This window comes from Salinarimonas sp. (assembly GCF_046292825.1).
In the GTDB taxonomy this organism is placed as follows: Bacteria; Pseudomonadota; Alphaproteobacteria; order Rhizobiales; family Beijerinckiaceae; genus Salinarimonas.
In genome coordinates, this window is the sequence record NZ_JBKBQG010000024.1 from 34,680 (window position 1) to 56,851 (window position 22,172).

A 22,172-nucleotide genomic window follows, 5' to 3' on the forward strand; every position below is an offset into this window, starting at 1 on the left:
GGCGCACGCGAAAAGAGCGCGCGCGGAGATCCGCACGCGCCCTTCTTTCGCGCCTGTCGCGGGAGCGATCAGCCGGCGGTCGGCAGCAGAACGCCGTCGATCACGTGCACGACGCCGTTCGTCGCGTCGATGTCGGTCGCGGTCACCGTGACGGTGTTGCCGGCCTGGTCGCGCAGCATCACGGCGTCGCCCTCGATCATCGCCGATAGCGTCGCGCCCTGGACGGTCTCGATCTCGAGCGTGCCGCCGGCGGCCTCGATCTGCTCGACGAGCGCCGCGGCGGTCACCTCGCCGGAAACGACGTGGTAGGTCAGCACCGCCTGGAGCTGGTCCTGGTTCTCCGGCTGGAGCAGCGTGTCGACGGTGCCGTCCGGCAGCGCGGCGAAGGCGTCGTTCGTGGGGGCGAAGACGGTGAAGGGGCCCTCGCCGGCGAGCGTGTCGACGAGACCGCCGGCGACGACGGCCTGGGTCAGGGTCGAGAGCGACTCGGTGCCCTGGGCGAGCTCGACGATGTTGCCGTCCGCGGCCTGGGCCGAGAGCGGGGCGACGATGGCGGCGGAGGCGAGGAAGGCGGCGGCGACGCCGCGAACGAAGAGCTTGTGCATCTTGGGTTTCTCCCGTTTGTCGAGGCCGCGGGGGGCTGCGGCTCGGCCAGGATCTGAGGCGGGCTTCGTAGAAGTCCGCTGAGGCAGGCGGTCGCGCGGTCGCGTGCCGCGTCGGCCTCGCGTTCTCGTGATTTCGCGTGAGCGGCGCGTGATCGCCGCGTCGCGCGGGTCGGGCGTGTGGAATCCGTTGTTGAATCGGCCCGACGAGAGCCTATATTCGCGCTGTCGCGCCAGCGCGGCCGGATCGGCCGATGTCCGGCCGGAACCCGACGTCACCACAACCCATGCCCGGTCGATCCTGCGAGTCCGCTCGCGGCTCGATCCGGCGACGAGGCCGCCGAGCATTGCGATGACGCAGGACCTGATCCGCTACGATCTCCTGGTGCAGGACGCGCTCAAGGGGGTCGTTCGCAAGGTGCTGGGCGATGCCGCGCGCGACGGGCTCAAGGGCGAGCACCATTTCTACGTGTCGTTCCAGACGCAGTTCCCCGGCGTGCGCCTGTCCACGCGCATGCGCGAGAAATATCCCGACACGATGACGATCGTGCTGCAGCACCAGTTCTGGGATCTCGCGGTGAGCGAGAACGGCTTCGAGGTGGGGCTCTCGTTCGGCGGCGTGCCGGAGCGGCTGCTCGTGCCCTTCGACGCGCTCACCGGCTTCTTCGATCCCTCCGTGCAGTTCGGCCTCAAGTTCGAGATCCGCGAGCCGGCCGAGATCGCGCCGCGCGCGCCCGAGGCGGCGCCACCCGCGATCGTGGCCCCGCCGGTCGCCGCGCCGCGCGTGCGCGGAGCCGGCTCGGAGCCCGCCGAGGCCGAGCCGCGCCGGGCTCCGGCGACGACGCCGCGCATCCCCGCCGCCAAGCAGGCGGGCGCCGACGCCGAGCGGCCCGCCGCCGCCGAGCCGGCCGAAGGGGGCGAGCCGGGCGCATCGCCTGCGCCCGCGTCCGCCTCGGGCAAGGGCGCCAAAGGCAGCGCGGGGAAGGTCTCGAAGGCCGAGGGCGGCGCGAGCGAGGCCGCCGAGGACAGGCCCGTCGGCGCCGAGGTCGTCAGCCTGGACGCCTTCCGCAAGAAGCCCTGAGGCGTGCGCTCGGCGGTTGTTCTCTTTTTGTTCTTGACGGACGGGTGGTGTTGCGGCTAGCTTCTGCGAGCAATCGCGGGAGGTGGCCCATGTCCGTCAGGTCCTTGTTCTCGAGCGGGCGTCCGTCGGCGCGGCCGGCGAGCGGAGCGGCGGGCGGCGGGCTCGCGCTCGATCGCGGCGCGCCGCTGACGGAGGTGGGGTTCGAGGCCGCCCGTTCGGCGCTCGGCGTCGACGCGCCGCGCCTTCTCGCGGTGATGCGGATCGAGGCGATGGGGTGCGGCTTCCTCGCGGATCGACGCCCGGTGATCCTGTTCGAGCGACACGTCTTTCACCGCCGCACCGCCGGGCGCTTCGACGCGCGCGATCCCGACGTCTCCGCGCCGCGCCCGGGCCTCTACGGGCCGGCGGGCGCAAATCAGCACGCGCGGCTGGCGCGGGCGCGGGCGCTCGACGAGAACGCCGCGCTCGAGAGCGCCTCCTGGGGCCTCGGGCAGGTGATGGGCTTCAACGCCCGCATCGTCGGGTTCGCGGACGTCCGCGCCATGGTCGCGGCGATGGAGGCGGGGGAGGACGCGCAGCTTGCCGCGATGGTCGCCTATATCCGCGCCACGGGGCTCGCCTCGGCCCTCGCGCGCGGGGATTGGCGCGCCTTCGCGCGGGGCTACAACGGCCCGGATTTCGCCCGCAACGCCTACGATCGTCGGCTCGCCGAGGCCCATCGCCTCTACGAGACGGGCGGGCTCGCGCGGCCCGATCTCGGCCTGCGGGCGCTGCAGATGTTCCTCCTCTATGCCGGCTTCTCGCCGGGGCCGATCGACGGGCAAGACGGGCCGCGCACGCGCCGCGCGCTCGCCGCCTTCCGCGCCGCCGACGGGCGCGGCGGGCGGGAGGCGGCGGCGCCGGGGGAGGAGGATCGCCGCGCGCTCCTCGCCGCCCTCGCGTCAGCCTCCGAGCGGGCGGCGTAGATGGACGCGCATCTTCATGCCCTCGCGCGGGCGCAACGTCACCCGCTGGACCGGCTCCACGGCATGTCCCGGTACGAGGTCGAGCCGCACGCGCCGCACGATCGCGGCGAGCGCGATCATCGCCTCGTGCAGCGCGAAGCGCGCGCCGATGCAGACGCGCGGCCCGGCGCCGAAGGGGAGATAGGCATAGCGGTCGATCGCCTCGCGGCGCGGGGGCAGGAAGCGCTCCGGGTCGAAGGCGGCGGGGTCATCCCACAGGAGCGCGTGGCGATGGACGATATAGGGCGCGATCATCACGATCGTGCCCGGCCGCAGCCGGAAGCCGAGCACCCGGTCCTCCGCGATCGCCTCGCGGCTCATGAAGGGCGCGGGCGGATAGAGCCGCATCGCCTCCTCCACCACGGCGCGGGTATAGGGGAGAGCGGGCAGGTGTTCGGGGGAGAGCGGCGCGTCGCCTGCCGCCGCGTCGACCTCCGCCTCGAGCCGTGCGCGCACCGCCTCGTCCTGCGCGATCAGGTAGAGCGACCACGTCAGCGCGTTCGCGGTCGTCTCGTGCCCGGCGGCGATGAAGGTCGCGATGTTGGCGCGCACGCTCGCATCGTCGAGCGCCTCGCCGGTCTCCGGGTCGCGCGCGGTGAGGAGGAGGGTGAGGAGGTCGCTCGGCACGGCCCCGCCGAGGCCAGGCGCCCCGGCGCCAGCGAAAGCGGCGCCCTCCGCCGCCCCGTGACGGGCGAGGAGCGCGCGGCGGTCGCGCACGAGCTCGTCGACGACCGCCTCGAAGAAGGCGATCGCGGGCCGCGCGCGCAACCGGCCGATGCGCGGCAGCGCGTCCGGCAGGCCGAAGACGTCGAGCGGGTCGATCGGGCCGATCCCCTCGAAGAACAGGGTGATCGCCCGCCCGAGCGCGTCGGGATCGCGCTGGAGGCCGGTCGTGAAGATGGTGCGTTCGAGCACGTCGAGGGTCAGCCGCGTCGCCTCGACCGCGACGTCGACCCTGCGCCCCTCCCGCCGGGCGAGGCGGCGGGCCACGGTCTCGGCCGCGCCCGCCATGTCGGCGCCGAAGGCGTCGACGCGCCGTGCGGAGAAGAGCGGCGCGAGCGTGCGTCGCAATTGGCGCCAGATCTGGCCCTCCGCCGTGAACAGCCCGTCGCCGATGCCGGAGCCGAGCACGCGGCGTGTGAGCGCGTCCTTGCGATAGTTCGCCGCGTTGTCGACGAGGACGTGCCGAATGCCCTCCGGGTCGCTCAGCACCATTACCCGGCCGAGGACGCCCTTGCCCATCACGACCGGCGCGCGAAAGTGCTCTTCCGTCCAGGTGGCGAGCGGGTTGTCGCGGGCGGCGCGCAGGAAGGTGAACAGGTCGGGCACGCCCCGCATCGGTTCGGGCGTCGGCGGCCGGAAGCGGGCCGGCTGCGTCGGCGGACGCTCGCGCGCCGAATCGCCCGCTCCCGCCTCGGTGGGATCGCCGACGGACTTGGCAGGTCCTTCGGCACCGACGCCGGCGGCCGGTTCGTTCCCCGGATCCCGCCCGGCCTTTCTGCGCGCGCGCGTCGCCATGTTCCGTCTCCTGCCTCTCGAAACCGCCGCGCCCGGCCCGCGCGGCATTCCCGCCCCTGCGGCGCCCGAGCGTCGGGCATCCGAACCTCGAGCGTCCGAGCCCGTCCTGTCCGCCTCGGCGGATGCGATCGGGCGCTCCCGCACCGTGGGCGGATCGGCCGCGAGCCGCGGTGCCGGAATTCGCAGAGCCGGTTTCCGCGAAGCGGGGTGCCGCGCGGCGCCGTCTCGCGTTACATGTGGTGTTCGGGACGGATCAGGGGAGGCCGCCAAATGTCGCCGTCGCAGACACGCACGGAATCCGACACGTTCGGGCCGATCGAGGTGCCGGCCGATCGGTATTGGGGCGCGCAGACGCAGCGCTCGCTCGAGAATTTCAAGATCGGCACGGAGCGCATGCCGCCCGCGCTCGTGCGCGCGCTCGGCCTCGTCAAGCAGGCCGCGGCGATGGCGAATGCCGAGCTCGGCGAGCTCGACGCCGGCATCGCCGACGCGATCGCGGCCGCCGCGTCCGACATCGCGGCCGGAAAGCTCGACGACGAATTCCCCCTCGTCGTCTGGCAGACCGGGTCCGGCACGCAGACGAACATGAACGTCAACGAGGTCATCGCCAACCGCGCCAACGAGGCGTTGGGCGGCGCGCGCGGGGGGAAGGCGCCCGTCCACCCAAACGACCACGTCAATCGCGGGCAGTCCTCGAACGACACCTTTCCGACGGCGATGCACGTCGCCGCGGTCGTCGAGATCACGAGCCGCCTGATCCCCGCCCTCCAGCACCTGCACGACGCGCTCGCCACCAAGGCCGACGATTTCGCCGACATCGTCAAGATCGGGCGCACGCATCTGCAGGATGCGACGCCGGTGACGCTCGGGCAGGAATTCGGCGGCTATGCGGCCCAGATCCAGCTCGGGATCGCCCGCGTCGAGGCGACGCTGCCCTCGCTCCTCGATCTCGCCCAGGGCGGCACGGCGGTGGGCACCGGGCTCAACGCGCACCCGGAATTCGCCGAGCGATTCGCGATGACGATCGCCGACCTGACCGGGTTGCCCTTCCTCTCGGCCGGCAACAAGTTCGAGGCGCTCGCCTCGCACGACGCCCTCGTCTTCGCCCACGGCGCGCTCACGAGCCTCGCCGCGGGCCTGTTCAAGATCGCCAACGACATCCGGCTGATGGGCTCGGGGCCGCGCTCGGGCCTCGCCGAGATCGCGCTGCCGGAAAACGAGCCCGGCTCCTCGATCATGCCCGGCAAGGTCAACCCGACCCAGGCCGAGGCGCTCACGATGGTCTGCGCGCAGGTGATCGGCAACAACGCCACGATCGCCTTCGCCGGCGCGCAGGGGCATCTCGAGCTCAACGTCTTCAAGCCTGTGATCGCCAACGCCTTCCTGCAGAGCGTGCGCCTCCTCGCCGACGCGGCGATCTCGTTTGCGGACAAGTGCGTCGTGGGCATCGCGCCCAACCGCGCCCGCATCGAGGACCTCCTCGCGCGCTCCCTGATGCTCGTCACGGCCCTCGCCCCCGAGATCGGCTACGATCGCGCGGCCGCGATCGCCAAGGCGGCGCATGCGAACGGCACGACGCTGCGCGAGGAGGCGCTCGCCGCGGGTGTGTCGGCGGAGGATTTCGATCGGCTGGTCCGGCCCGAGCGCATGGTCGGGCAGAGTTGAGCGCGGGACGCGCGCGAGCCGCGTATGCGAAGGGGAGGGGAGGGGACGTGAGCGCCGAGATCGTCAATTTGCGCCGGGCCCGCAAGGCGAAGGCGCGTCGGGAGGGGGAGGAGCGCGCCGCCGAGAACCGCGTCGCCTTCGGCCGCACCAAGGCCGAGCGTGCGGCCGCGCGCGCGGGCGCCGCGCTCGATGCGCGCCGGCTCGAGGCCCATCGCCGCGAAGCGGGCACGGCTGGCGATGCGGGCGGGACCGACGCGCCCGCCCCGTCGGCGGCCTCGAGCCGGTCCGCGCCCGGGGACCCGTCCGCGCCCGCGAGCCGAGCCGCACGACCGCACGGGGCCGAGAGAGCGCCTGACCCGAGCGATCCCGCGCGCGCGAACGCGCCGCCGGGGGAGGGGGCGCCGTGAGCTGCGCTCGTCCGGCGAGAGGCGTCGGCCGGTGACGATGCGCGACGATACCGACGAGGGGCCGCCGCGGCCCGACGGGGCGGCGCAGGCGACGGCGCCAGACGTCCCCGTGCCCACGGTCGAGGGCGGCGCGCAGGTGATCAAGCGCTCGGTCGCGATCGCGGGCCACCGCACGAGCATCTCGCTCGAGGCGCCCTTCTGGGAGGCGCTCTGGACGCTCGCCGCGCGGCGCGGGCAGTCGCTCCAGCGCCTCGTCGCCGAGATCGACGCCGCGCGCGGACCCTCCAACCTGTCCTCGGCCATCCGCGTGCGCCTCCTCGCGGAAGCCCGTGCCGGCGCCTTGCCGCGCTCGGGCGAGGCGACGGCGCAAGACGCGTCGGGCCCGCTCGACCTGTCCGACGGGGAGGCGACGGTCGACGGGCGAGACCCGTCGGATGCGCAGGCCTGAACCGGCTCGAACCGCGCCGACCGCGGGCGTAGGGCCCGCCACGACGCGCCGGAAGCGTTCGACCGCAACCATACGCCCACCGCGCACCTGGCCTGCACCGCGGACTTGGCCTGCGCCGCGGACTTGGTCTGCGCCGCGCACCTCGCCCGCGCCGCGGACTTCGCCTGCACTGCGGACTTCGCCTGAGCCGCAGACGTCGCCAGCACCGCGGACTTCGACCGCGCCGCGGGCTCGGCCTGCACCGCGGACTTGGCCTGCACCGCGGACTTGGCCTGCGCCGCGCACCTCGCCCGCGCCGCGAACTTCGCCCGCGCCGCGGACTTCGCCTGCACTGCGGACTTCGCCTGCGCCGCAGACGTCTCCAGCACCGCGGACTCGGCCTTCGCCGCGGACTGCGCCCGCGCCGCGGACCTGGCCTGCGCCGCCGAACGCGGCCGCCGACGGGCGCACGGCCCTCGCCGTGGACATCCCCGTCCATCTGGACGCACTCGGCACTCGGCGATCGGCCATCGGCGAACGGCCGGGCGCGGCGTGCTCCGCGGATTGCGCGCGCCGGCGCCAGCGCGAGCGATCGGCGCTCCCTGTTCGGCGCGCTCGCCTCGTCCGCGCGGACGGAGCGATGCCGCGACCGGGCGCGGTACCGCTTGCCTGCGCCTATCGTCCTGCCCGGCCGATCGCAGGGTGCGACGAGGCCGGAGACGGCCGAACCGTCCCGTCTCGATCCCGTCTCGATCCGATTGGCCCGGTCCGGCCGGCGCGGTCCGGCCGGCGCAGTACCCGGCGCCCCTTGCCGGCGCCGCCGGCGCATGCGCGACGTCCGCCTCGGTTCGAACCCCGACGCCCGCCAGGCGGGCAGCTCCGCAAAGGCGAGATCACCCATGGCCACAGACCGATTTCGTGGCGAGCTTCGAAGATGAAGCTCGCGCCCGCGCGGTCTCGCTTGCGCGAACGCGGCCGTTTTAGCCTCGCGCGCTGCGCGGAGCCGCGCTCGAACCACAGCAAATTCGTCCGGGGCCGATCGCCGGCCGTCCTTTACGCATGTGGCTCGCGCGAATTGGTTCCGGCGTGCGACGAATGACCTTTGTTGTACCGCATTCTCGTCTCATTCGGAGGCGAAACGCTCCCTCGCCGATCGGTGGCCCGCAGGCCTCGAGACCCCGGCCCGGCCCATCCCACGGCCGGCGACATCCAAAGATGCCGATCAACGAATACGGGACGACGACGTGAATTCCTTCCTCAAGGCGGCGTTCGCCGCCGCGCTCTCCTGCGCCGTTCTCACCGCCCCCGCCATCGCCGATACGAGTGCCCGGAACGCGTCCGCGAGCGCCGGCGAGACGGCCCGGGCCTTCACCGGTTCCGCCTCCTGGTACGGCCCCGGCTTCCACGGCCGCCGCACCGCCAATGGCGAGCGCTTCGATCAGAACGCGCTGACCGCCGCCCACAAGACCCTTCCCTTCGGCACCAAGGTGCGCGTCACCAAGGGCGATCGCTCGGTCGTCGTGCGCATCAACGATCGCGGCCCCTTCGTGCGCGGCCGCGAGATCGATCTCTCGCGCGGCGCGGCTCAGGCGGTCGGCCTGTTGTCCGCGGGCATCGCCAGCGTGCGTCTCGAGGTCCTGCGCTGAGGCGTGATCGACAAGGGAGCGCGTGCCCGTCGCAGGGCCCGCGCTCCGCGCTCGCGCACCCGCGCCGTCAGGCGGCGCGGGCGAGGTCGCCGGCGACGATCCGCGCCGGCCGGCCGGTCGCGCGGAAGCCGACGATCAGGAACATGACGACGCTCGCCACCGTCACCGCCTCGCCGCCGAGGAGCAGCGGGATGCCGAGGCTCTCCTGCCCGAAGACGAGGAGCGCGAGCCCGGTCATCATCGGCGGCAGGCCGACCAGCGCGCACACAACCTGCGCGAGCGCAAGGCGCGTCGCCGCGGATGCGGGGAAGAACCGGTAGAAGGCGCCGTAGATGAAGAACCCGACGAAGCCGATCAGGTTGACGTGCACGTGGACCGGCCGGATCGTGAAGTCGTGCGTCAGCGACATGAAGGTGCCCATGGCAACTCCGATGCCGAAGAACGTCAAGGCGGCGCGAAAGCAGAGATTGGCGAGCGCCTCGGAGCGCGCGTCCGTGCGGGCGGGGCAGGAGAAGTCGGTGTTCATCTCGGGGGTTTCCTTCGTCGCGTGATCGCGGCTTCGTTCTGACGGCTCTCGATTTCCGCCCGATGTCCTCGCGGGCGCGCGAACGTTACGTCGGCGAAACGAAACGACGCATGGCGCGCGCGCGAACGAACGGTGCGTCCGCCGCGTTGGCCGCGCGACCCGCGCGCGAGGACCGACGCTCATGACCGACATCGCCGAACCCGATCCCACCACCCCCGCTCCCACCACCCCCGAGCGCATCTTCCTGCCCGAGGACGCGCAGATGCCCAACCATCCGGACCTGCCGGTCCTCTTCTATCGCGGCGTGCTCGCGGGAGACGCGGCGGGGGATCTCGCGGAGGCATTCGAGGCGCGCTTTTCGGCGAGCGGCTGGGGCGGCACCTGGCGGAACGGCATCTACCGGTTTCACCATTTCCATCCCGACGCGCACGAGGCGCTCGGCGTCGCGCGCGGGCACGCACGGGTGCGGCTCGGGGGCGAGAGCGGGCAGGATCTCGCGATCGAGGCGGGGGATCTCGTCGTGCTCCCGGCGGGCACGGGGCACAAGCTCGTCGATGCGAGCCCGGATTTCCTCGTGGTGGGCGCCTATCCGCCCGGTCAGGAGGATTTCGAGACGCTGCGCGAGGCGATTCCGCGCGATCGCCTGCGCGCCGTCGCGCGGCCCACGACCGATCCCGTCCACGGCGAGGGCGGGCCGCTCGTGCTCCTGTGGGGGTGATCGCGCCCCGCGCGCGGCCGCGATCCGCATCGCCACTAGGAAGGGATGGGCCAAGAAAAAGGGAACGTGCCACGAAAAAAGGGGCGGACCCGAAGGCCCGCCCCGTCTCGTCGCGCGATCGGCGACCCGTGCCGCGAGGGCCGGATCAGACCGAGTAGTACATGACGTACTCGACCGGGTGCGGCGTGTGCTCGAAGCGGATGACGTCCTGCATCTTGAGCTCGATATAGCTGTCGATGAAGTCGTCGTTGAAGACGCCGCCGGCCTTGAGGAAGGCGCGGTCCTTGTCGAGGGAGGCGAGCGCCTCGCGCAGGCTGCCGCAGACGGTGGGGATCTTCTTGAGCTCGCGCGGGGGCAGATCGTAGAGATCCTTGTCCATCGCGGCGCCCGGGTCGATCTTGTTGAGGATGCCGTCGAGGCCGGCCATCACGAGGGCCGCGAAGCCGAGATAGGGGTTCGCGGTCGGATCGGGGAAGCGCACCTCGACGCGCTTGGCCTTCGGCGAGGTCGTCCACGGAATGCGGCAGGACGCCGAGCGGTTGCGCGAGGAATAGGCGAGCAGCACCGGCGCCTCGAAGCCCGGGACGAGACGCTTGTAGGAGTTCGTCGACGGGTTCGTGAAGGCGTTGATCGCCTTGGCGTGCTTGATGACGCCGCCGATGTACCAGAGGCATTCCTGGGACAGGTCGGCGTACTTGTCGCCGGCGAAGAGCGGCTTGCCGTCCTTCCAGATCGACTGGTGGACGTGCATGCCCGAGCCGTTGTCGCCGTAGACGGGCTTGGGCATGAAGGTCGCCGACTTGCCGAAGGAGTGCGCGACGTTGTGGATCGCGTACTTGTAGATCTGCATCTGGTCGCCCATGCGCACCAGCGTGTCGAACTTCATGCCGAGCTCGTGCTGGGCGGACGCCACCTCGTGGTGGTGCTTCTCGACCTTGACGCCCATCGACGCCATGGCCGCGAGCATCTCGCCGCGCATGTCCTGGCCCGAATCGAGCGGGGGCACGGGGAAATAGCCGCCCTTGACCGGGATGCGGTGGCCCATGTTGCCACCCTCGTACTCGGTCTGGCCGTTCGTCGGCAGCTCGGTCGCGTCGACCTTGAAGCCGACATGGTACTGGTCGGCGGAGAAGCGCACGTCGTCGAACACGAAGAACTCGGCCTCGGGGCCGATATAGATCGTGTCGCCGATGCCGGTCGACTTCAGGAAGGCCTCGGCCTTCTTGGCGATGCCGCGCGGATCGCGCCCGTAGGGTTCGCCGGAGGCCGGCTCCAGCACGTCGCAGACGATCGACATCGTCGGCGCCGAGAAGAACGGGTCCATGCACGCGGTCTCGGGATCGGGCATGAGGGTCATGTCCGACTCGTTGATCGCCTTCCAGCCGGCGATCGAAGAGCCGTCAAACATGATCCCTTCGGCGAACAGGTCCTCGTCGACCATCGTCACGTCGAAGGTCACGTGCTGCCACTTGCCCCTCGGATCGGTGAAGCGGAAGTCGACGTACTTGACGTCGTTGTCCTTGATCGCCTTGAGCACGTCGTTGGCGGTCTGCATGGTCCGGTCAGTCCTCTGCTTGGAAGGTCTCGTCGGGAAGGATCGTTCGTCCGCGAGCCGGGCGGCCGCGGTTTTCTCTCTCTTGTCGTCCTCGGTCGGGCGATCAGATCGCGTCGGTGCCGGTCTCGCCGGTCCGGATCCGGATCGCCTCCTCGACGGTCGATACAAAAATCTTGCCATCCCCGATGCGGCCGGTCTGGGCGGCCTTGCGGATCGCCTCGACGGCCTTGTCGACGAGCTCGTCCGGCAGGACGATCTCGAGCTTCACCTTGGGCAGGAAGTCGACCACGTACTCGGCCCCGCGATAGAGCTCGGTATGGCCCTTCTGGCGGCCGAAGCCCTTGGCCTCGATCACCGTGATCCCCTGCAGGCCGACGTCCTGCAGCGCTTCCTTCACCTCGTCGAGCTTGAACGGCTTGATGATCGCCTCGATCTTTCGCATGGCTTCTCGGCCTTCGGTCGTCGCGTGTTGGGCGCTCGCGTCAGTCGCGGTCGCGGATGGGGCCGGGGCGTGTGGACCGCTCCGGCACGGCTCAGTCTTAGCATCGACCGTGCCGCCTCGGGGAGCGGGGCATGGCCGGTTCTTGGGCGCAAGTTGCGCATATTTTGTGCATCTGCTGCCTTTTTCGGCGACGGTGTGTCGTCAACGTCGCGAATGCGGCGATGCGGGAGACGTTCCACAGGCAGGAGACGGCGAAAAATGATGCAGGTCCTTCTCGACGTCGCCCGGACCCGCGAGGCTGATCGCCGCACGATCGCGGCGGGCACCCCCGGCATCGCCCTCATGGAGCGGGCCGGCGCGGCGATCGCCGAAGCGGCGCGGGCGATGCGCGGCGCGCGAGGGGGCGAGGGCCCGGTCCTCGTCGCCTGCGGGCCGGGCAACAACGGGGGCGACGGCTTCGTCGCCGCGCGGCTTCTCGCCGAAGAGGGGATCGCGGTCCTCGTCGCGCTTCTGGGCCCGCGCGAGCGCCTGCGCGGCGACGCGGCGATCGCGGCCGCCGCGTGGCGCGGACCGGTTCTCCCCCTCGCCGATGCCGATCCCGCGGCCGCATGCCTCGTGATCGACGCCCTCTTCGGCTCGGGACTGGCGCGCCCGCTCGACGGGCCGGCCGCGGATTTCGTGGCGCGTCTTACGGCGAGCGGGCGGCCGGTGCTCGCGGTCGACGTGCCCTCGGGCCTCGACGGCGATACCGGGCGCGCCGACGGCCCCTGCGTGCGGGCGCACGAGACGATCACCTTCGCCACGATGAAGCCCGGCCACCTCCTCCTGCCCGGCCGCACCCTCTGCGGGCGCGTGCGCGTCGCCGACATCGGCATCGCCGCGCACGTGATCGAGGATCTCGCGCGGCCCGCGACCTTCGCGAACGCAGAGGGGCTCTACCGGGCGGCGCTGCCGCGGCCGGGGCCGGCGGCGCACAAATATGCGCGCGGGCACGTGCTCGTCCTCTCGGGCGGCATCCACGAGACCGGCGCGGCGCGGCTCGTCGCGCGCGGGGCGCTCAGGATCGGCGCGGGCGCGGTGACGCTCGGCTCGCCCCGCGCGGCGCTCCTCGTGAACGCGACGCAGCTCACCGCCATCATGCTGCGGCCCTGCGACGACGGCGCCGATCTCGAAGAGCTCCTCGCCGATCCCCGCATCGGCGTCCTCGCGCTGGGGCCCGGCCTCGGGCGCGCGCGGGCGCGCGGATTCCTGGAGGCGGCGGCGCGTGCGCGCCATGCCGAGGCGCGCGCGCTCGTCCTCGACGCGGACGCGCTCACCGCCTTCGAGGGCGATCACGCGGGGCTCGCCAGCCTCCTGGCGGGGGCGCGCTGCGCGGTCGCGACGCCGCATGCGGGCGAGCTTGCGCGGCTGTTTCGCGCCTGTCCCGCGGTGCACGAGGCGCCCTCGAAGCTCGTCGCCGCGCGCGAGGCGGCGGCCGCGCTCGGCGCGATCGTCGTGGCGAAGGGCGCCGACAGCGTGATCGCCGCCCCCGACGGCCGCGCGGCGATCAACGCCTCCGGCACGCCCCATCTCGCCACCGCCGGCGCCGGCGACGTGCTCGCGGGCTTCGTCGCGGGCCTGATCGCCCAGGGTATGCCCCCCTTCGAGGCGACCGCCGCCGCCGTCGATCTCCACGCCCGCGCCGGCGCGAGCATCGGCCCGGGCCTCATCGCGGAGGACCTGCCGGAGGCGCTGCCGCGCTTGCTGGGGGAGGTGTTGAGGGGAGGAGCATCGTCGGGGTGAGCCGTCCCGCGACGCCCTTTCCCTTGCGGCACGCCCTTTGCGCATCGCCCCTCCGAGAGGCGCCGGCATCGTCCGGTCGTCTCGATTCGGAACAGGTCGGGAGGTCGCCGCCATGTTCAGGACGATTCTGTACGCGAGCGTGCTCCTCGTCCTCGTCGCGATCATGCGCGAGGTGGGGCTGTCCACCGCGACGATGGTGATCGCCGGCAGCGGGGCCTTCGTCGCGATGCTCGTCCATTCGCTGATGCAGGACGCGTGAGCGCGAACTTCGGGCGAGAACCCGTTCACCATGGCATCCGCGCGCCGCGAACAAATCCGCGAGGCACGTTTTTTTTGGTGCGCCCTCGCGCGGGCATGATATAGAGCCGCGACCCGGCATGGGGCGGCGCGTCGCTCCGGGAGCGGGCGTGGCGGAATTGGTAGACGCGCCGGATTTAGGTTCCGGTGGCGAAAGTCGTGGGGGTTCGAGTCCCTCCGCCCGCACCAAGCCCGTCGCTCTACGGTTCCGGGGCGGTCCATTCCCGCGTCCGACGCACGGCGAGGCCGGCGTCGAGGCGGGAGCGGAGCGCCCCGGCGCCTCCATGCGCACTCTCGAGGAAGTACGGACGGATAGCACGATGCAGGTGACGGAAACGCTGTCGGAAGGGCTCAAGCGCGAGTTCCGGGTCGTCTTGCCGGCGACCGAGCTGGAGGAGCGGCTGACGAGCGAGCTCGCCACCCTGAAGGATCGCGTCAAGATCAACGGTTTCCGCCCGGGCAAGGTGCCGGTCGCGCATCTGCGCCGGCTCTACGGCCGCTCGGTCATGGCCGAGGTGGTGCAGAACGCGGTGGCCGAGGCCGAGCGCAAGATCGTCGACGATCATCAGCTCAAGCTCGCCAACCAGCCGCGCTTCGAGTTCCCCGAGGACAAGGACGAGATGGAGAAGGCGCTCGACGCCAAGACCGATCTCGCCTTCAAGGTGGCCGTCGAGGTCCTGCCGACCTTCGAGCTCGTCGACCTGTCCGACGTCAAGGTGACGAAGCCCGTCTTCCGGGTGCCCGATGCGGAGGTCGAGGAAGGCCTCGAGCGTCTGTCCAAGCAGAACCGCCCCTTCGAGTCGAAGGGCGAGGACGCCGCCGCCGAGACGGGCGACCGGGTCGTGGTCGACTTCGTCGGCTCGATCGACGGCGTCGAGTTCGAGGGCGGCAAGGGCGAGGAAGTGCCGGTCGAGATCGGCTCGGGCTCCTTCATCCCCGGCTTCGAGGAGCAGCTCACGGGCGCCAAGAAGGGCGAGGAGCGCACGCTCGCCGTCACCTTCCCGGAGACCTATCCGGCCGCGCATCTCGCCGGCAAGGACGCCTCTTTCGCCGTCACCGTCAAGGACGTGCTCGCCCCCGGCGAGGTGACGATCGACGACGCCTTCGCCACGAATTTCGGCATGGAGAGCCTCGACGCGATGAGGGACGCCATGCGCGGCGCCCTGCAGCGCGACTACGACGGCGTCGCCCGCCGCAAGCTCAAGAAGGTGCTGCTCGACGCGCTCGACGAGCGCTATTCCTTCGAGCTGCCGCCGACCCTGCTCGATCAGGAATTCCAAGGCGTGTGGCAGCAGGTCCTGAGCGATCTGCAGCGCGCCGGCAAGACCTTCGAGGACGAGGGCACGAGCGAGGACAAGGCCAAGGACGAGTACCGCCGCATCGCCGAGCGTCGCGTCCGGCTCGGCCTCGTCCTCGCCCGCATCGGCGAGACGGCGGACGTGAAGGTCTCCGACGACGAGGTGACGCAGGCGCTGATCGAGCGCGCGCGTCAATATCCCGGTCAGGAGCGGCAGGTCTGGGAATTCTACCAGAAGAACCCGCAGGCGCTCGCCGAGCTGCGCGCCCCCCTGTTCGAGGAGAAGGTCGTCGACCATATTCTCTCTCAGGTGACGGTCGAGGAGACCGAGGTCTCCAAGGAGGCGCTCCTCGCCGACTTCGAGGACGAGGCGAAGGGCGAGGCCGAGGAGGCCGCGGGCGAGAAGGCCTGACGATTTCGCCGCAGCCGCAAGATCGCGAGCGGACCGCGTGCCGGGGAGGTGCGCGGTTCGCGTATCGGGAGCCTGAGAGACGATGAGAGATCCTTTCGAGGTCTACAACAACACCCTCGTGCCGATGGTCGTGGAGCAGTCCTCCCGCGGCGAGCGCGCGTTCGACATCTACTCGCGCCTGCTGCGCGAGCGGATCATCTTCCTGACCGGCATGGTCGAGGACTATTCCGCCTCGCTGATCGTGGCGCAGCTCCTCTTCCTCGAGGCGGAGAACCCGAAGAAGGAGATCTCCTTCTACATCAACTCGCCCGGCGGCGTGGTGACCTCGGGCCTCTCGATCTACGACACGATGCAGTTCATCCGCTGCCCCGTCTCGACGCTGTGCGTCGGCCAGGCCGCCTCGATGGGCTCGCTCCTGCTCTGCGCCGGCGAGGCGGGCCAGCGATTCGCGCTGCCGAACGCGCGAATCATGGTCCACCAGCCCTCCGGCGGCTTCCAGGGGCAGGCGACGGACATCCTCATCCACGCCCGCGAGATCGAGGCGCTCAAGCGTCGCCTCAACGAGATCTATGTGAAGCACACGGGCAAGGATCTCGCCGCGATCGAGAACGCGCTCGAGCGCGACTACTTCATGACGGCCGATGCCGCCAAGGAGTTCGGCCTCATCGACGAGGTGCTCTCGAAGCGCCCCGAGGCGCCGCCGGCCTGACGGCGGAACGGGTGCCGGCCAGCGACGGACGGACTACGCAAGCCAACGCGCTTGATCATGGCGCGCGTGCGTGATTGCATGCGCGTTGGAACCGCCGTTCGGGAGCGTCGATTGTCCCGCGTGAGCGTGCGGCCCCTATGCGGCCATCGGACGCGGCCGACATGGTATCCTTCGCGTGTCGGTTTCGGCGAGTCTCGGGTCGCTCGGGTCGGGGCTACAGTTTGTTAGCCCGGCGCCTATATGAAGGAGAATGGCGGGGGCTCGCGTCCGCGCCTGCATTTGGAGACGTGACATGAGCAAAGCTGGCGGCAACGACTCGAAGAGCACGCTGTACTGCTCCTTCTGCGGCAAGAGCCAGCACGAGGTCCGTAAGCTTATCGCCGGGCCCACGGTGTTCATCTGCGACGAGTGCGTCGAGCTGTGCATGGACATCATCCGCGAGGAATCGAAGACCTCGCTCGTGAAGTCCCGCGACGGCGTGCCCACCCCGAAGGAGATCCGCGCGGTCCTGGACGACTACGTGATCGGCCAGGGCCATGCGAAGAAGGTCCTCTCGGTCGCGGTGCACAACCACTACAAGCGCCTCGCCCACGCCTCCAAGCACTCGGACGTGGAACTCGCGAAGTCGAACATCCTGCTCATCGGCCCCACCGGCTCGGGCAAAACGCTGCTCGCGCAGACGCTCGCGCGCATTCTCGACGTGCCCTTCACGATGGCCGACGCGACGACGCTCACGGAAGCGGGCTATGTCGGCGAGGACGTCGAGAACATCATCCTCAAGCTCCTGCAGGCGTCCGACTACAATGTCGAGCGCGCGCAACGCGGCATCGTCTACATCGACGAGATCGACAAGATCTCCCGCAAGTCCGACAACCCGTCGATCACGCGCGACGTGTCGGGCGAGGGCGTGCAGCAGGCGCTCCTGAAGATCATGGAGGGCACCGTCGCCTCCGTGCCGCCCCAGGGCGGCCGCAAGCACCCCCAGCAGGAATTCCTGCAGGTCGACACGACGAACATCCTCTTCATCTGCGGCGGCGCCTTCGCCGGCCTCGAGCGGATCATCGCCGCGCGCGGCAAGGGCTCGTCGATCGGCTTCGCCGCCCAGGTCTCCGCGCCGGACGACCGCCGCACCGGCGAAATCTTCCGCGAGGTGGAGCCGGAGGATCTGTTGAAGTTCGGGCTCATCCCCGAATTCGTCGGCCGCCTTCCGGTCCTCGCCACGCTCGAGGATCTGGACGAAGAGGCTCTGATCAAGATCCTCAAGGAGCCGAAGAATGCGCTCGTGAAGCAATACGCCCGCCTCTTCGAGATGGAGAACGTGGCGCTCACCTTCCAGGACGAGGCCCTGCGCCTCATCGCCCGCAAGGCGATCGAGCGCAAGACCGGCGCGCGCGGCCTGCGCTCCATCATGGAGGGCATCCTGCTCGACACGATGTACGACCTGCCCGGCATGGAATCGGTGGAGCAGGTGGTCATCAGCCCGGAGACGGTCGAGAGCAAGGCCGGCCCGCTCCTCATCCACGCCGAGCGCAACGAGGCGAGCGCGAGCGCCTGAGCGCAGCCTCGCCGTCGAGACGGATCACGCCCGCGGCACGCGCCGCGGGCGTTCTCGTTCTGGCGCCGTCGTGTCATCCCGGACGCCGAAGGCGATCCGGGACCCATACGCTCGACGCTTCAGTCGCAGCCTATAGGCTGCGTTTCTCGAACGAGCCTCGATTTCATGGGTCCCGGGTCCGCTTCGCGGCCCGGGATGACAGAAGTCGCCCAACTCCTCTGCACGCCCTCACTCGCCCTGGCCGAGGGCGAAGCCGGGCTTGCCGTCGAACAGGTAGAGCTGCTCGGTCTTGACGAAGTCGATCCCGGCCTCGGCCATCCGCCCCAGCAGCCGCGCGATCATCGCCTTGTTGAGCGCAAGGCCCGGCTTGCTCTTGAAGCGGGCCCGCCAATGGTCGACGAGCGCCGTCTCCGGCAGGCCCTGCGGCCACACCTTGACGCCGCGCGAGGTGATCATGGTCAGGTCGAACAGACCCTCGGCGCAGGCGGCGAGCCGCTCGGCGAGCGCGTCCGGCGCGATGTCGGCGGCGTGGACGAAGACGTCGACGCCCACGAGCTCCTTGCGCGCCGGCACGCGCGGGGCGGCCTCCGGCACCGGAAGCGGGGCGGCGTCGGCATAGGCGACGGGCGCGAGCGTGCGCGGCATCTCGCCGAGCCGCGCGATCACCGCGTCGGCGAAGGCGCGGGTGCCGACCACCGCCGCGACGCCCTCGCGCGCGCTCGCGCCGCGGGCGAGATCGGCGGTGAGGATGCCGTCCTCGATCGTGCGCTTCCACGCGTTGTGGATGCGCGCGGCGACGGCGCCCTGGCCGATATGGACGAGCATCATCACGCCAGCCAGCAGGAGCCCCGAGGGGTTGGCGACGTCGCGCCCGGCGATGTCGGGCGCCGAGCCGTGGATCGCCTCGAACATCGCCCCGTGCGGGCCGATATTGGCGGAGGGCGCGAGGCCGACCGAGCCCGCGATCTCGGCGGCGATGTCCGAGACGATGTCGCCGTACAGATTGCCGGTGAGGATCACGTCGAAATGCTGCGGGCTCGCGGCGAGCCGGGCGGCGCCGATGTCGATGATCATGTGCTCGGTCGCGATCTCCGGATACTCGGCCGCGACCTCCTCGAAGACCCGCCGGAACAGGCCGTCGGTGAGCTTCATGATGTTGTCCTTGGTGAAGCAGGTCACCTTCTTGCGGCCGTTGGCGCGGGCATATTCGAAGGCGTAGCGCGCGATGCGCTCGCAGCCGGGCCGGGTGATCAGCTTCAGGCACTGGACGACGTCGTCCGTCTGCCGGTGCTCGATGCCCGCATAGAGATCCTCCTCGTTCTCGCGCACGACGACGACGTCCATCGCCGGGTGGAGGGTGGGCACGAAGGGGGCGTAGGCGGTGCAGGGGCGCACGTTGGCGAACAGGCCGAGCGCCTTGCGCATGGTCACGTTCAGGCTCTTGTAGCCGCCGCCCTGGGGGGTCGTGATCGGCGCCTTGAACAGCACCTTGTTGCGCCGGATCGTCTCCCAGGCCTCCGGCGGGATGCCGGACGCGTGGCCCGCCTTGTAGACGGCCTCGCCGATCTCGATCGGCTCGATCGCGATCGCGGCGCCCGCCGCCTTCAGGATGCGCAGCGAGGCGCTCATGATCTCGGGGCCGATGCCGTCGCCATAGGCGACGGTGACGGGCGTGGCGTGCGTGGTGGCGGCGGGATCGAAGGTCTGGGGGGCGGCGCGGGTGTTCATGAGAGCGTTCCTTCCAACGGGACGACTGCGATGCGCTCCCATAACGTTTTTCGCTTGCATAGGAAAAATCGATAGTTCAAAACCTGAGGATAATGAAATTCAATGATCGGGGGAACGACGATGCCGCAACGTCCCAATCTCGACCTCGACCTCGTGCGCGCCTTCGTGACGATCGCGGAGGTGGGCAGCTTCTCGCGGGCCGGGGAGCGGCTGTTGCGCAACCAGTCGACGATCTCGCTGCAGATCAAGCGGCTCGAGGAGACGCTCGGCCAGCGGCTGATGGAGCGCAACGCCAAGAGCGTGCGGCTCACCCCGCAGGGGGAGACCTTCCTCGCCGACGCCATCCGCCTGATCGCGCTCAACGACGAGGTGGTGGCGCGGGTGAATGCCGAGCACGTCGCGGGCCACGTGCGCCTCGGCACGCCGGAGGATTTCGCCTCGCAGCACCTGCCCCAGGTGCTCGCCCGTTTCGCCGATTCGCACCCGGACGTGACGCTCGAGGTGACCTGCGACCTCACGCTCAACCTGATCGATGCCTTCCGCGCCGGGCGCTTCGATCTCATCCTCGTCAAGCGCGAGCCCGGCGCGCCGACGCTCGGCACCGGCATGCGCGTGTGGCGCGAGCCGCTCGTCTGGGTCTGCGGGTCGCGCGACCTGCCGGGGGAGGGGGTGGCTCTGCCGCTCGTCGTCTCGCCCGACCCTTGCGTGTATCGCAAGCGCGCGGTCGAGGCGCTCGAGCGGGCGCGCCGGCCCTGGCGGATCGCCTATACCTGCGGCTCGCTCGCGGGCTCGCAGGCGGCGGTGCGGGCCGGGCTCGGCGTCACCGTGCTGCCGAAGGAGATGGCGCCTGCGGGCCTGCGCATCGTCGACGGCGACCCGCTGCCCTCCCTCTCCGACACCGAGATCGCCCTCGTCGGCGCCGACCCCCTCTCGGCCCCCGCCGCCCTCCTGCGCGACCACATCGCCCGCTCGTTGGAGAAGGATCATTGAGGGGGCGAAAGGGGGGGGACGGGGAGGGGGCGCCGCTCTTGAGCGGAGCGCTAGGGGGGAGGATACGACACCACGGCGCGCCGCTCTCCTGCCCCTGCGCGTGAGCTCGAGACTCTGTCCCCTGCCGTCATTCCGGGGCGCGAAGCGAGCCCGGAACCCAGACTCCCGACGCTGGTTCGAGCGCGCATGCGCGCTCGTTGCACGATCCAGAACAATGGATGCGCCGAGGGACGCAGCCTATAGGCTGCTCATCCGACGTCGCGGTTCTGGTTTCCGGGCTCGCTTCGCGCCCCGGAATGACGGTGGGGTTTTTGGCGAACGGTTTCGAAGCTCTGAGGGGAGGGAGAGAGGGCCGCTTCCGCCGTCCGCGCGAGAACCGCGACGTTCGCGACGACCCTCGGCGCCGACCCCCTCAAAAATGCGGCCGGCCCAGGCTCCAGAGGAAATCGCCCGCCTTGCGCCACGGCGGTCGCGCCTCCCATTCGGCGAGGGTGATCTCGCGCGAGAGGGCGATGTCGCGCTCGAACAGGGCCGTCTGCTCGGCGGCGAAGGCGGGGTCGAAGACGAGGAGGTTCGCTTCGTGGTCGTGGCGGAAGGCGCGCGAATTGATGTTCGCCGAGCCGATGTTCACCAACAGGTCGTCCACGAGGATCATCTTCTTGTGGTAGAGCGTCGGCTCGTATTCGTGGATGCGCACCCCCGCCCGCAGCAGCGGCCCCCAGAAGTGGCGGGAGGCGCGGCGGACGAAATCCATGCCGATCTCGTCGCCCGGCAGCACGATGTCGACCGCGACCCCGCGCCGGGCTGCCTCCGCCAGCTGCGCGATCACGACGTCGTCGGGCACGAAATAGGGCATCGCGATGCGGATGTTGCGCTCGGCCGCCGCGATCGAGAAGACGAGCGCCACGTGCAGGCTCATATTGGTGCCGCCGAAAGATTGCGCGACGAATTGCGCGACGCTCTCGCCCGCGGGCGCGATCGGCGGGTAGAAGCGCTCGCCGACCAGGAGCTCGCCCGTCGCCTCGAGCCAGTGCTCGGCGAAGGCGCCCTGCATGTCGGCCACCGCCGGGCCCTCGATCCGCCAATGGCTCTCGCGCCAATGCGCGTCGCCGCCGGGCGCCCATTCGTCGGCGATGCCGACGCCGCCGGTGAAGCCGATCCGCCCGTCGACGACGAGGATCTTGCGGTGCGTGCGGTTGTTGAGCCGTGCGACGTTGCCGATGCTCGGGGTGCGGAAGAGCTCGACGCGCACGCCCTCGCGGCGCATCACGTCGATCGGCGCGCGCTCGACGAGGAAGCTGCCGACCCAGTCGATGATCACCCGCACCTCGACGCCGCGCCGCGCGGCGTCGATCAGCGCGTCCTCGAAGGCGTCGGCGACCGCGCCGGGCCAATAGACGTAGCTCTCGAGGTTGACGCTCGTCGTCGCGCCGCGGATCGCCTCGAGCATCGCGGGGAAGATCTCGTCGCCGTTGACGAGGGTCTCGATCCTGTGGCCGGGCAGAAGCGTCCCCGGCAGCGTGCCCGACAAGGTGCGCTGGAACGCCTCCGACGAGACGGGCGGTGCCGGCGGCAGGGGCTGGCGCACGTCGAGCCGGTCCGGCATCAGCGCGACCGCGAGATAGGTGACGATCACGCTCGCGAGGATCGCGGCGAGCATTCTCCAAGGTCCGCGCGGTCTCCCCTTCACGATCCCGACCCCTGGTCAGACGCCCGAAGCGTACAACGCGCGAGGCGCTGCTTCGGTCGAGCCTCCGGCTCTCGCGCCGGCGCGGGGCTCTTGCGCTCCAGCTGGCGCGGGTTAGGCTTTC

20 protein-coding genes and 1 tRNA gene are annotated in these 22,172 nt (G+C 70.9%); 14 read left to right on the forward strand and 7 right to left on the reverse strand.

The annotated features are described in order from the left end of the window. Nucleotides 1-68: 68 nt before the first annotated feature. Nucleotides 69-605, reverse strand: coding sequence for a fasciclin domain-containing protein (locus ACK4UM_RS12825; protein ID WP_409799537.1), 537 nt, complete (start codon nucleotides 603-605; stop codon nucleotides 69-71). 349 nt (nucleotides 606-954) lie between these two features. Between ACK4UM_RS12825 and ACK4UM_RS12830 the strand changes: the two genes are divergently transcribed. Then, nucleotides 955-1,683 carry an SspB family protein gene (locus ACK4UM_RS12830; RefSeq protein ID WP_409799540.1) on the forward strand — a complete coding sequence of 243 codons (729 nt, stop codon included), beginning with the start codon at nucleotides 955-957 and terminating at the stop codon, nucleotides 1,681-1,683. A gap of 89 nt (nucleotides 1,684-1,772) precedes the next feature. Continuing rightward, the gene (locus ACK4UM_RS12835) at nucleotides 1,773-2,648 is read left to right on the forward strand and encodes an N-acetylmuramidase family protein (protein WP_409799543.1); all 876 of its coding nucleotides are present in this window, start codon (nucleotides 1,773-1,775) and stop codon (nucleotides 2,646-2,648) included. On the opposite strand, the gene ACK4UM_RS12840 is transcribed toward ACK4UM_RS12835, so the two are convergent. Then, entirely contained in the window at nucleotides 2,625-4,025 is a 1,401-nt protein-coding gene (locus ACK4UM_RS12840) for a cytochrome P450 (RefSeq protein ID WP_409799632.1), read from the reverse strand. The genes ACK4UM_RS12835 and ACK4UM_RS12840 overlap by 24 nt on opposite strands. Nucleotides 4,026-4,475: 450 nt before the next feature. Here ACK4UM_RS12840 and fumC point away from each other — a divergent pair, with 450 nt between their 5' ends. From fumC to ACK4UM_RS12860, 4 genes are all read left to right on the forward strand, one after another. Continuing rightward, the gene (fumC, locus tag ACK4UM_RS12845; protein WP_409799546.1) at nucleotides 4,476-5,870 is read left to right on the forward strand and encodes a class II fumarate hydratase; all 1,395 of its coding nucleotides are present in this window, start codon (nucleotides 4,476-4,478) and stop codon (nucleotides 5,868-5,870) included. Between the two features lie 47 nt (nucleotides 5,871-5,917). Continuing rightward, nucleotides 5,918-6,277, forward strand: a complete 360-nt coding sequence (locus ACK4UM_RS12850; RefSeq protein WP_409799549.1) for a DUF4169 family protein — start codon at nucleotides 5,918-5,920, stop codon at nucleotides 6,275-6,277. Between the two features lie 37 nt (nucleotides 6,278-6,314). After that, nucleotides 6,315-6,725 (forward strand): ribbon-helix-helix domain-containing protein, encoded by a 411-nt coding sequence (locus tag ACK4UM_RS12855; protein ID WP_409799634.1) that lies wholly within the window; start codon nucleotides 6,315-6,317, stop codon nucleotides 6,723-6,725. A 1,223-nt stretch (nucleotides 6,726-7,948) separates the two neighbouring features. Further along, nucleotides 7,949-8,350 carry a septal ring lytic transglycosylase RlpA family protein gene (locus ACK4UM_RS12860; RefSeq protein ID WP_409799552.1) on the forward strand — a complete coding sequence of 134 codons (402 nt, stop codon included), beginning with the start codon at nucleotides 7,949-7,951 and terminating at the stop codon, nucleotides 8,348-8,350. Nucleotides 8,351-8,417: 67 nt separating this feature from the next. Here ACK4UM_RS12860 and ACK4UM_RS12865 read toward each other — a convergent pair whose 3' ends face one another. After that, nucleotides 8,418-8,876, reverse strand: coding sequence for a hypothetical protein (locus tag ACK4UM_RS12865; protein ID WP_409799554.1), 459 nt, complete (start codon nucleotides 8,874-8,876; stop codon nucleotides 8,418-8,420). A 181-nt stretch (nucleotides 8,877-9,057) separates the two neighbouring features. Between ACK4UM_RS12865 and ACK4UM_RS12870 the strand changes: the two genes are divergently transcribed. After that, nucleotides 9,058-9,594, forward strand: a complete 537-nt coding sequence (locus tag ACK4UM_RS12870) for a cupin domain-containing protein (RefSeq protein ID WP_409799557.1) — start codon at nucleotides 9,058-9,060, stop codon at nucleotides 9,592-9,594. A gap of 145 nt (nucleotides 9,595-9,739) precedes the next feature. Here the strand turns inward: ACK4UM_RS12870 and glnA are convergent, their stop codons facing one another. Further along, nucleotides 9,740-11,149, reverse strand: a complete 1,410-nt coding sequence (gene glnA, locus ACK4UM_RS12875; protein WP_409799560.1) for a type I glutamate--ammonia ligase — start codon at nucleotides 11,147-11,149, stop codon at nucleotides 9,740-9,742. Between the two features lie 103 nt (nucleotides 11,150-11,252). Beyond that, nucleotides 11,253-11,591, reverse strand: a complete 339-nt coding sequence (locus tag ACK4UM_RS12880; RefSeq protein ID WP_409799563.1) for a P-II family nitrogen regulator — start codon at nucleotides 11,589-11,591, stop codon at nucleotides 11,253-11,255. 258 nt (nucleotides 11,592-11,849) lie between these two features. Between ACK4UM_RS12880 and ACK4UM_RS12885 the strand changes: the two genes are divergently transcribed. The 6 genes from ACK4UM_RS12885 (at nucleotide 11,850) to clpX (ending at nucleotide 17,643) form a co-directional block, all read left to right on the forward strand. Continuing rightward, nucleotides 11,850-13,373, forward strand: a complete 1,524-nt coding sequence (locus ACK4UM_RS12885) for an NAD(P)H-hydrate dehydratase (RefSeq protein WP_409799566.1) — start codon at nucleotides 11,850-11,852, stop codon at nucleotides 13,371-13,373. A 112-nt stretch (nucleotides 13,374-13,485) separates the two neighbouring features. Beyond that, nucleotides 13,486-13,632 carry a hypothetical protein gene (locus tag ACK4UM_RS12890; RefSeq protein ID WP_409799569.1) on the forward strand — a complete coding sequence of 49 codons (147 nt, stop codon included), beginning with the start codon at nucleotides 13,486-13,488 and terminating at the stop codon, nucleotides 13,630-13,632. A 142-nt stretch (nucleotides 13,633-13,774) separates the two neighbouring features. Further along, nucleotides 13,775-13,859 (forward strand) — tRNA-Leu (locus tag ACK4UM_RS12895). 131 nt (nucleotides 13,860-13,990) lie between these two features. Continuing rightward, nucleotides 13,991-15,379 (forward strand): trigger factor, encoded by a 1,389-nt coding sequence (tig, locus tag ACK4UM_RS12900; RefSeq protein WP_409799572.1) that lies wholly within the window; start codon nucleotides 13,991-13,993, stop codon nucleotides 15,377-15,379. Between the two features lie 82 nt (nucleotides 15,380-15,461). Beyond that, nucleotides 15,462-16,088 carry an ATP-dependent Clp protease proteolytic subunit gene (locus ACK4UM_RS12905; protein ID WP_409799574.1) on the forward strand — a complete coding sequence of 209 codons (627 nt, stop codon included), beginning with the start codon at nucleotides 15,462-15,464 and terminating at the stop codon, nucleotides 16,086-16,088. A gap of 292 nt (nucleotides 16,089-16,380) precedes the next feature. Next, nucleotides 16,381-17,643 (forward strand): ATP-dependent Clp protease ATP-binding subunit ClpX, encoded by a 1,263-nt coding sequence (clpX, locus tag ACK4UM_RS12910; protein WP_409799577.1) that lies wholly within the window; start codon nucleotides 16,381-16,383, stop codon nucleotides 17,641-17,643. Between the two features lie 228 nt (nucleotides 17,644-17,871). Here the strand turns inward: clpX and ACK4UM_RS12915 are convergent, their stop codons facing one another. Beyond that, nucleotides 17,872-19,371: an NADP-dependent isocitrate dehydrogenase gene (locus ACK4UM_RS12915; RefSeq protein ID WP_409799580.1), complete on the reverse strand. Its 1,500-nt coding sequence runs from the start codon at nucleotides 19,369-19,371 to the stop codon at nucleotides 17,872-17,874. A 120-nt stretch (nucleotides 19,372-19,491) separates the two neighbouring features. On the opposite strand from ACK4UM_RS12915, the gene ACK4UM_RS12920 reads away from it, so the two are divergent. After that, entirely contained in the window at nucleotides 19,492-20,361 is an 870-nt protein-coding gene (locus ACK4UM_RS12920; RefSeq protein WP_409799583.1) for a LysR substrate-binding domain-containing protein, read from the forward strand. A 412-nt stretch (nucleotides 20,362-20,773) separates the two neighbouring features. Here the strand turns inward: ACK4UM_RS12920 and ACK4UM_RS12925 are convergent, their stop codons facing one another. Then, the gene (locus ACK4UM_RS12925; protein WP_409799586.1) at nucleotides 20,774-22,021 is read right to left on the reverse strand and encodes a phospholipase D-like domain-containing protein; all 1,248 of its coding nucleotides are present in this window, start codon (nucleotides 22,019-22,021) and stop codon (nucleotides 20,774-20,776) included. Nucleotides 22,022-22,172: the final 151 nt, after the last annotated feature.

What these genes read in the sequence shown, in the direction of transcription:
- ACK4UM_RS12825 (WP_409799537.1), bottom strand. Translation starts at nt 605, where the DNA reads ATGCACAAGCTCTTCGTTCGCGGCGTCGCCGCCGCCTTCCTCGCCTCC.
- ACK4UM_RS12830 (WP_409799540.1), top strand. Translation starts at nt 955, where the DNA reads ATGACGCAGGACCTGATCCGCTACGATCTCCTGGTGCAGGACGCGCTC.
- ACK4UM_RS12835 (WP_409799543.1), top strand. Translation starts at nt 1,773, where the DNA reads ATGTCCGTCAGGTCCTTGTTCTCGAGCGGGCGTCCGTCGGCGCGGCCG.
- ACK4UM_RS12840 (WP_409799632.1), bottom strand. Translation starts at nt 4,025, where the DNA reads ATGCGGGGCGTGCCCGACCTGTTCACCTTCCTGCGCGCCGCCCGCGAC.
- fumC (WP_409799546.1), top strand. Translation starts at nt 4,476, where the DNA reads ATGTCGCCGTCGCAGACACGCACGGAATCCGACACGTTCGGGCCGATC.
- ACK4UM_RS12855 (WP_409799634.1), top strand. Translation starts at nt 6,315, where the DNA reads ATGCGCGACGATACCGACGAGGGGCCGCCGCGGCCCGACGGGGCGGCG.
- ACK4UM_RS12865 (WP_409799554.1), bottom strand. Translation starts at nt 8,876, where the DNA reads ATGAACACCGACTTCTCCTGCCCCGCCCGCACGGACGCGCGCTCCGAG.
- ACK4UM_RS12870 (WP_409799557.1), top strand. Translation starts at nt 9,058, where the DNA reads ATGACCGACATCGCCGAACCCGATCCCACCACCCCCGCTCCCACCACC.
- glnA (WP_409799560.1), bottom strand. Translation starts at nt 11,149, where the DNA reads ATGCAGACCGCCAACGACGTGCTCAAGGCGATCAAGGACAACGACGTC.
- ACK4UM_RS12880 (WP_409799563.1), bottom strand. Translation starts at nt 11,591, where the DNA reads ATGCGAAAGATCGAGGCGATCATCAAGCCGTTCAAGCTCGACGAGGTG.
- ACK4UM_RS12885 (WP_409799566.1), top strand. Translation starts at nt 11,850, where the DNA reads ATGATGCAGGTCCTTCTCGACGTCGCCCGGACCCGCGAGGCTGATCGC.
- ACK4UM_RS12890 (WP_409799569.1), top strand. Translation starts at nt 13,486, where the DNA reads ATGTTCAGGACGATTCTGTACGCGAGCGTGCTCCTCGTCCTCGTCGCG.
- tig (WP_409799572.1), top strand. Translation starts at nt 13,991, where the DNA reads ATGCAGGTGACGGAAACGCTGTCGGAAGGGCTCAAGCGCGAGTTCCGG.
- ACK4UM_RS12905 (WP_409799574.1), top strand. Translation starts at nt 15,462, where the DNA reads ATGAGAGATCCTTTCGAGGTCTACAACAACACCCTCGTGCCGATGGTC.
- clpX (WP_409799577.1), top strand. Translation starts at nt 16,381, where the DNA reads ATGAGCAAAGCTGGCGGCAACGACTCGAAGAGCACGCTGTACTGCTCC.
- ACK4UM_RS12915 (WP_409799580.1), bottom strand. Translation starts at nt 19,371, where the DNA reads ATGAACACCCGCGCCGCCCCCCAGACCTTCGATCCCGCCGCCACCACG.
- ACK4UM_RS12920 (WP_409799583.1), top strand. Translation starts at nt 19,492, where the DNA reads ATGCCGCAACGTCCCAATCTCGACCTCGACCTCGTGCGCGCCTTCGTG.
- ACK4UM_RS12925 (WP_409799586.1), bottom strand. Translation starts at nt 22,021, where the DNA reads ATGCTCGCCGCGATCCTCGCGAGCGTGATCGTCACCTATCTCGCGGTC.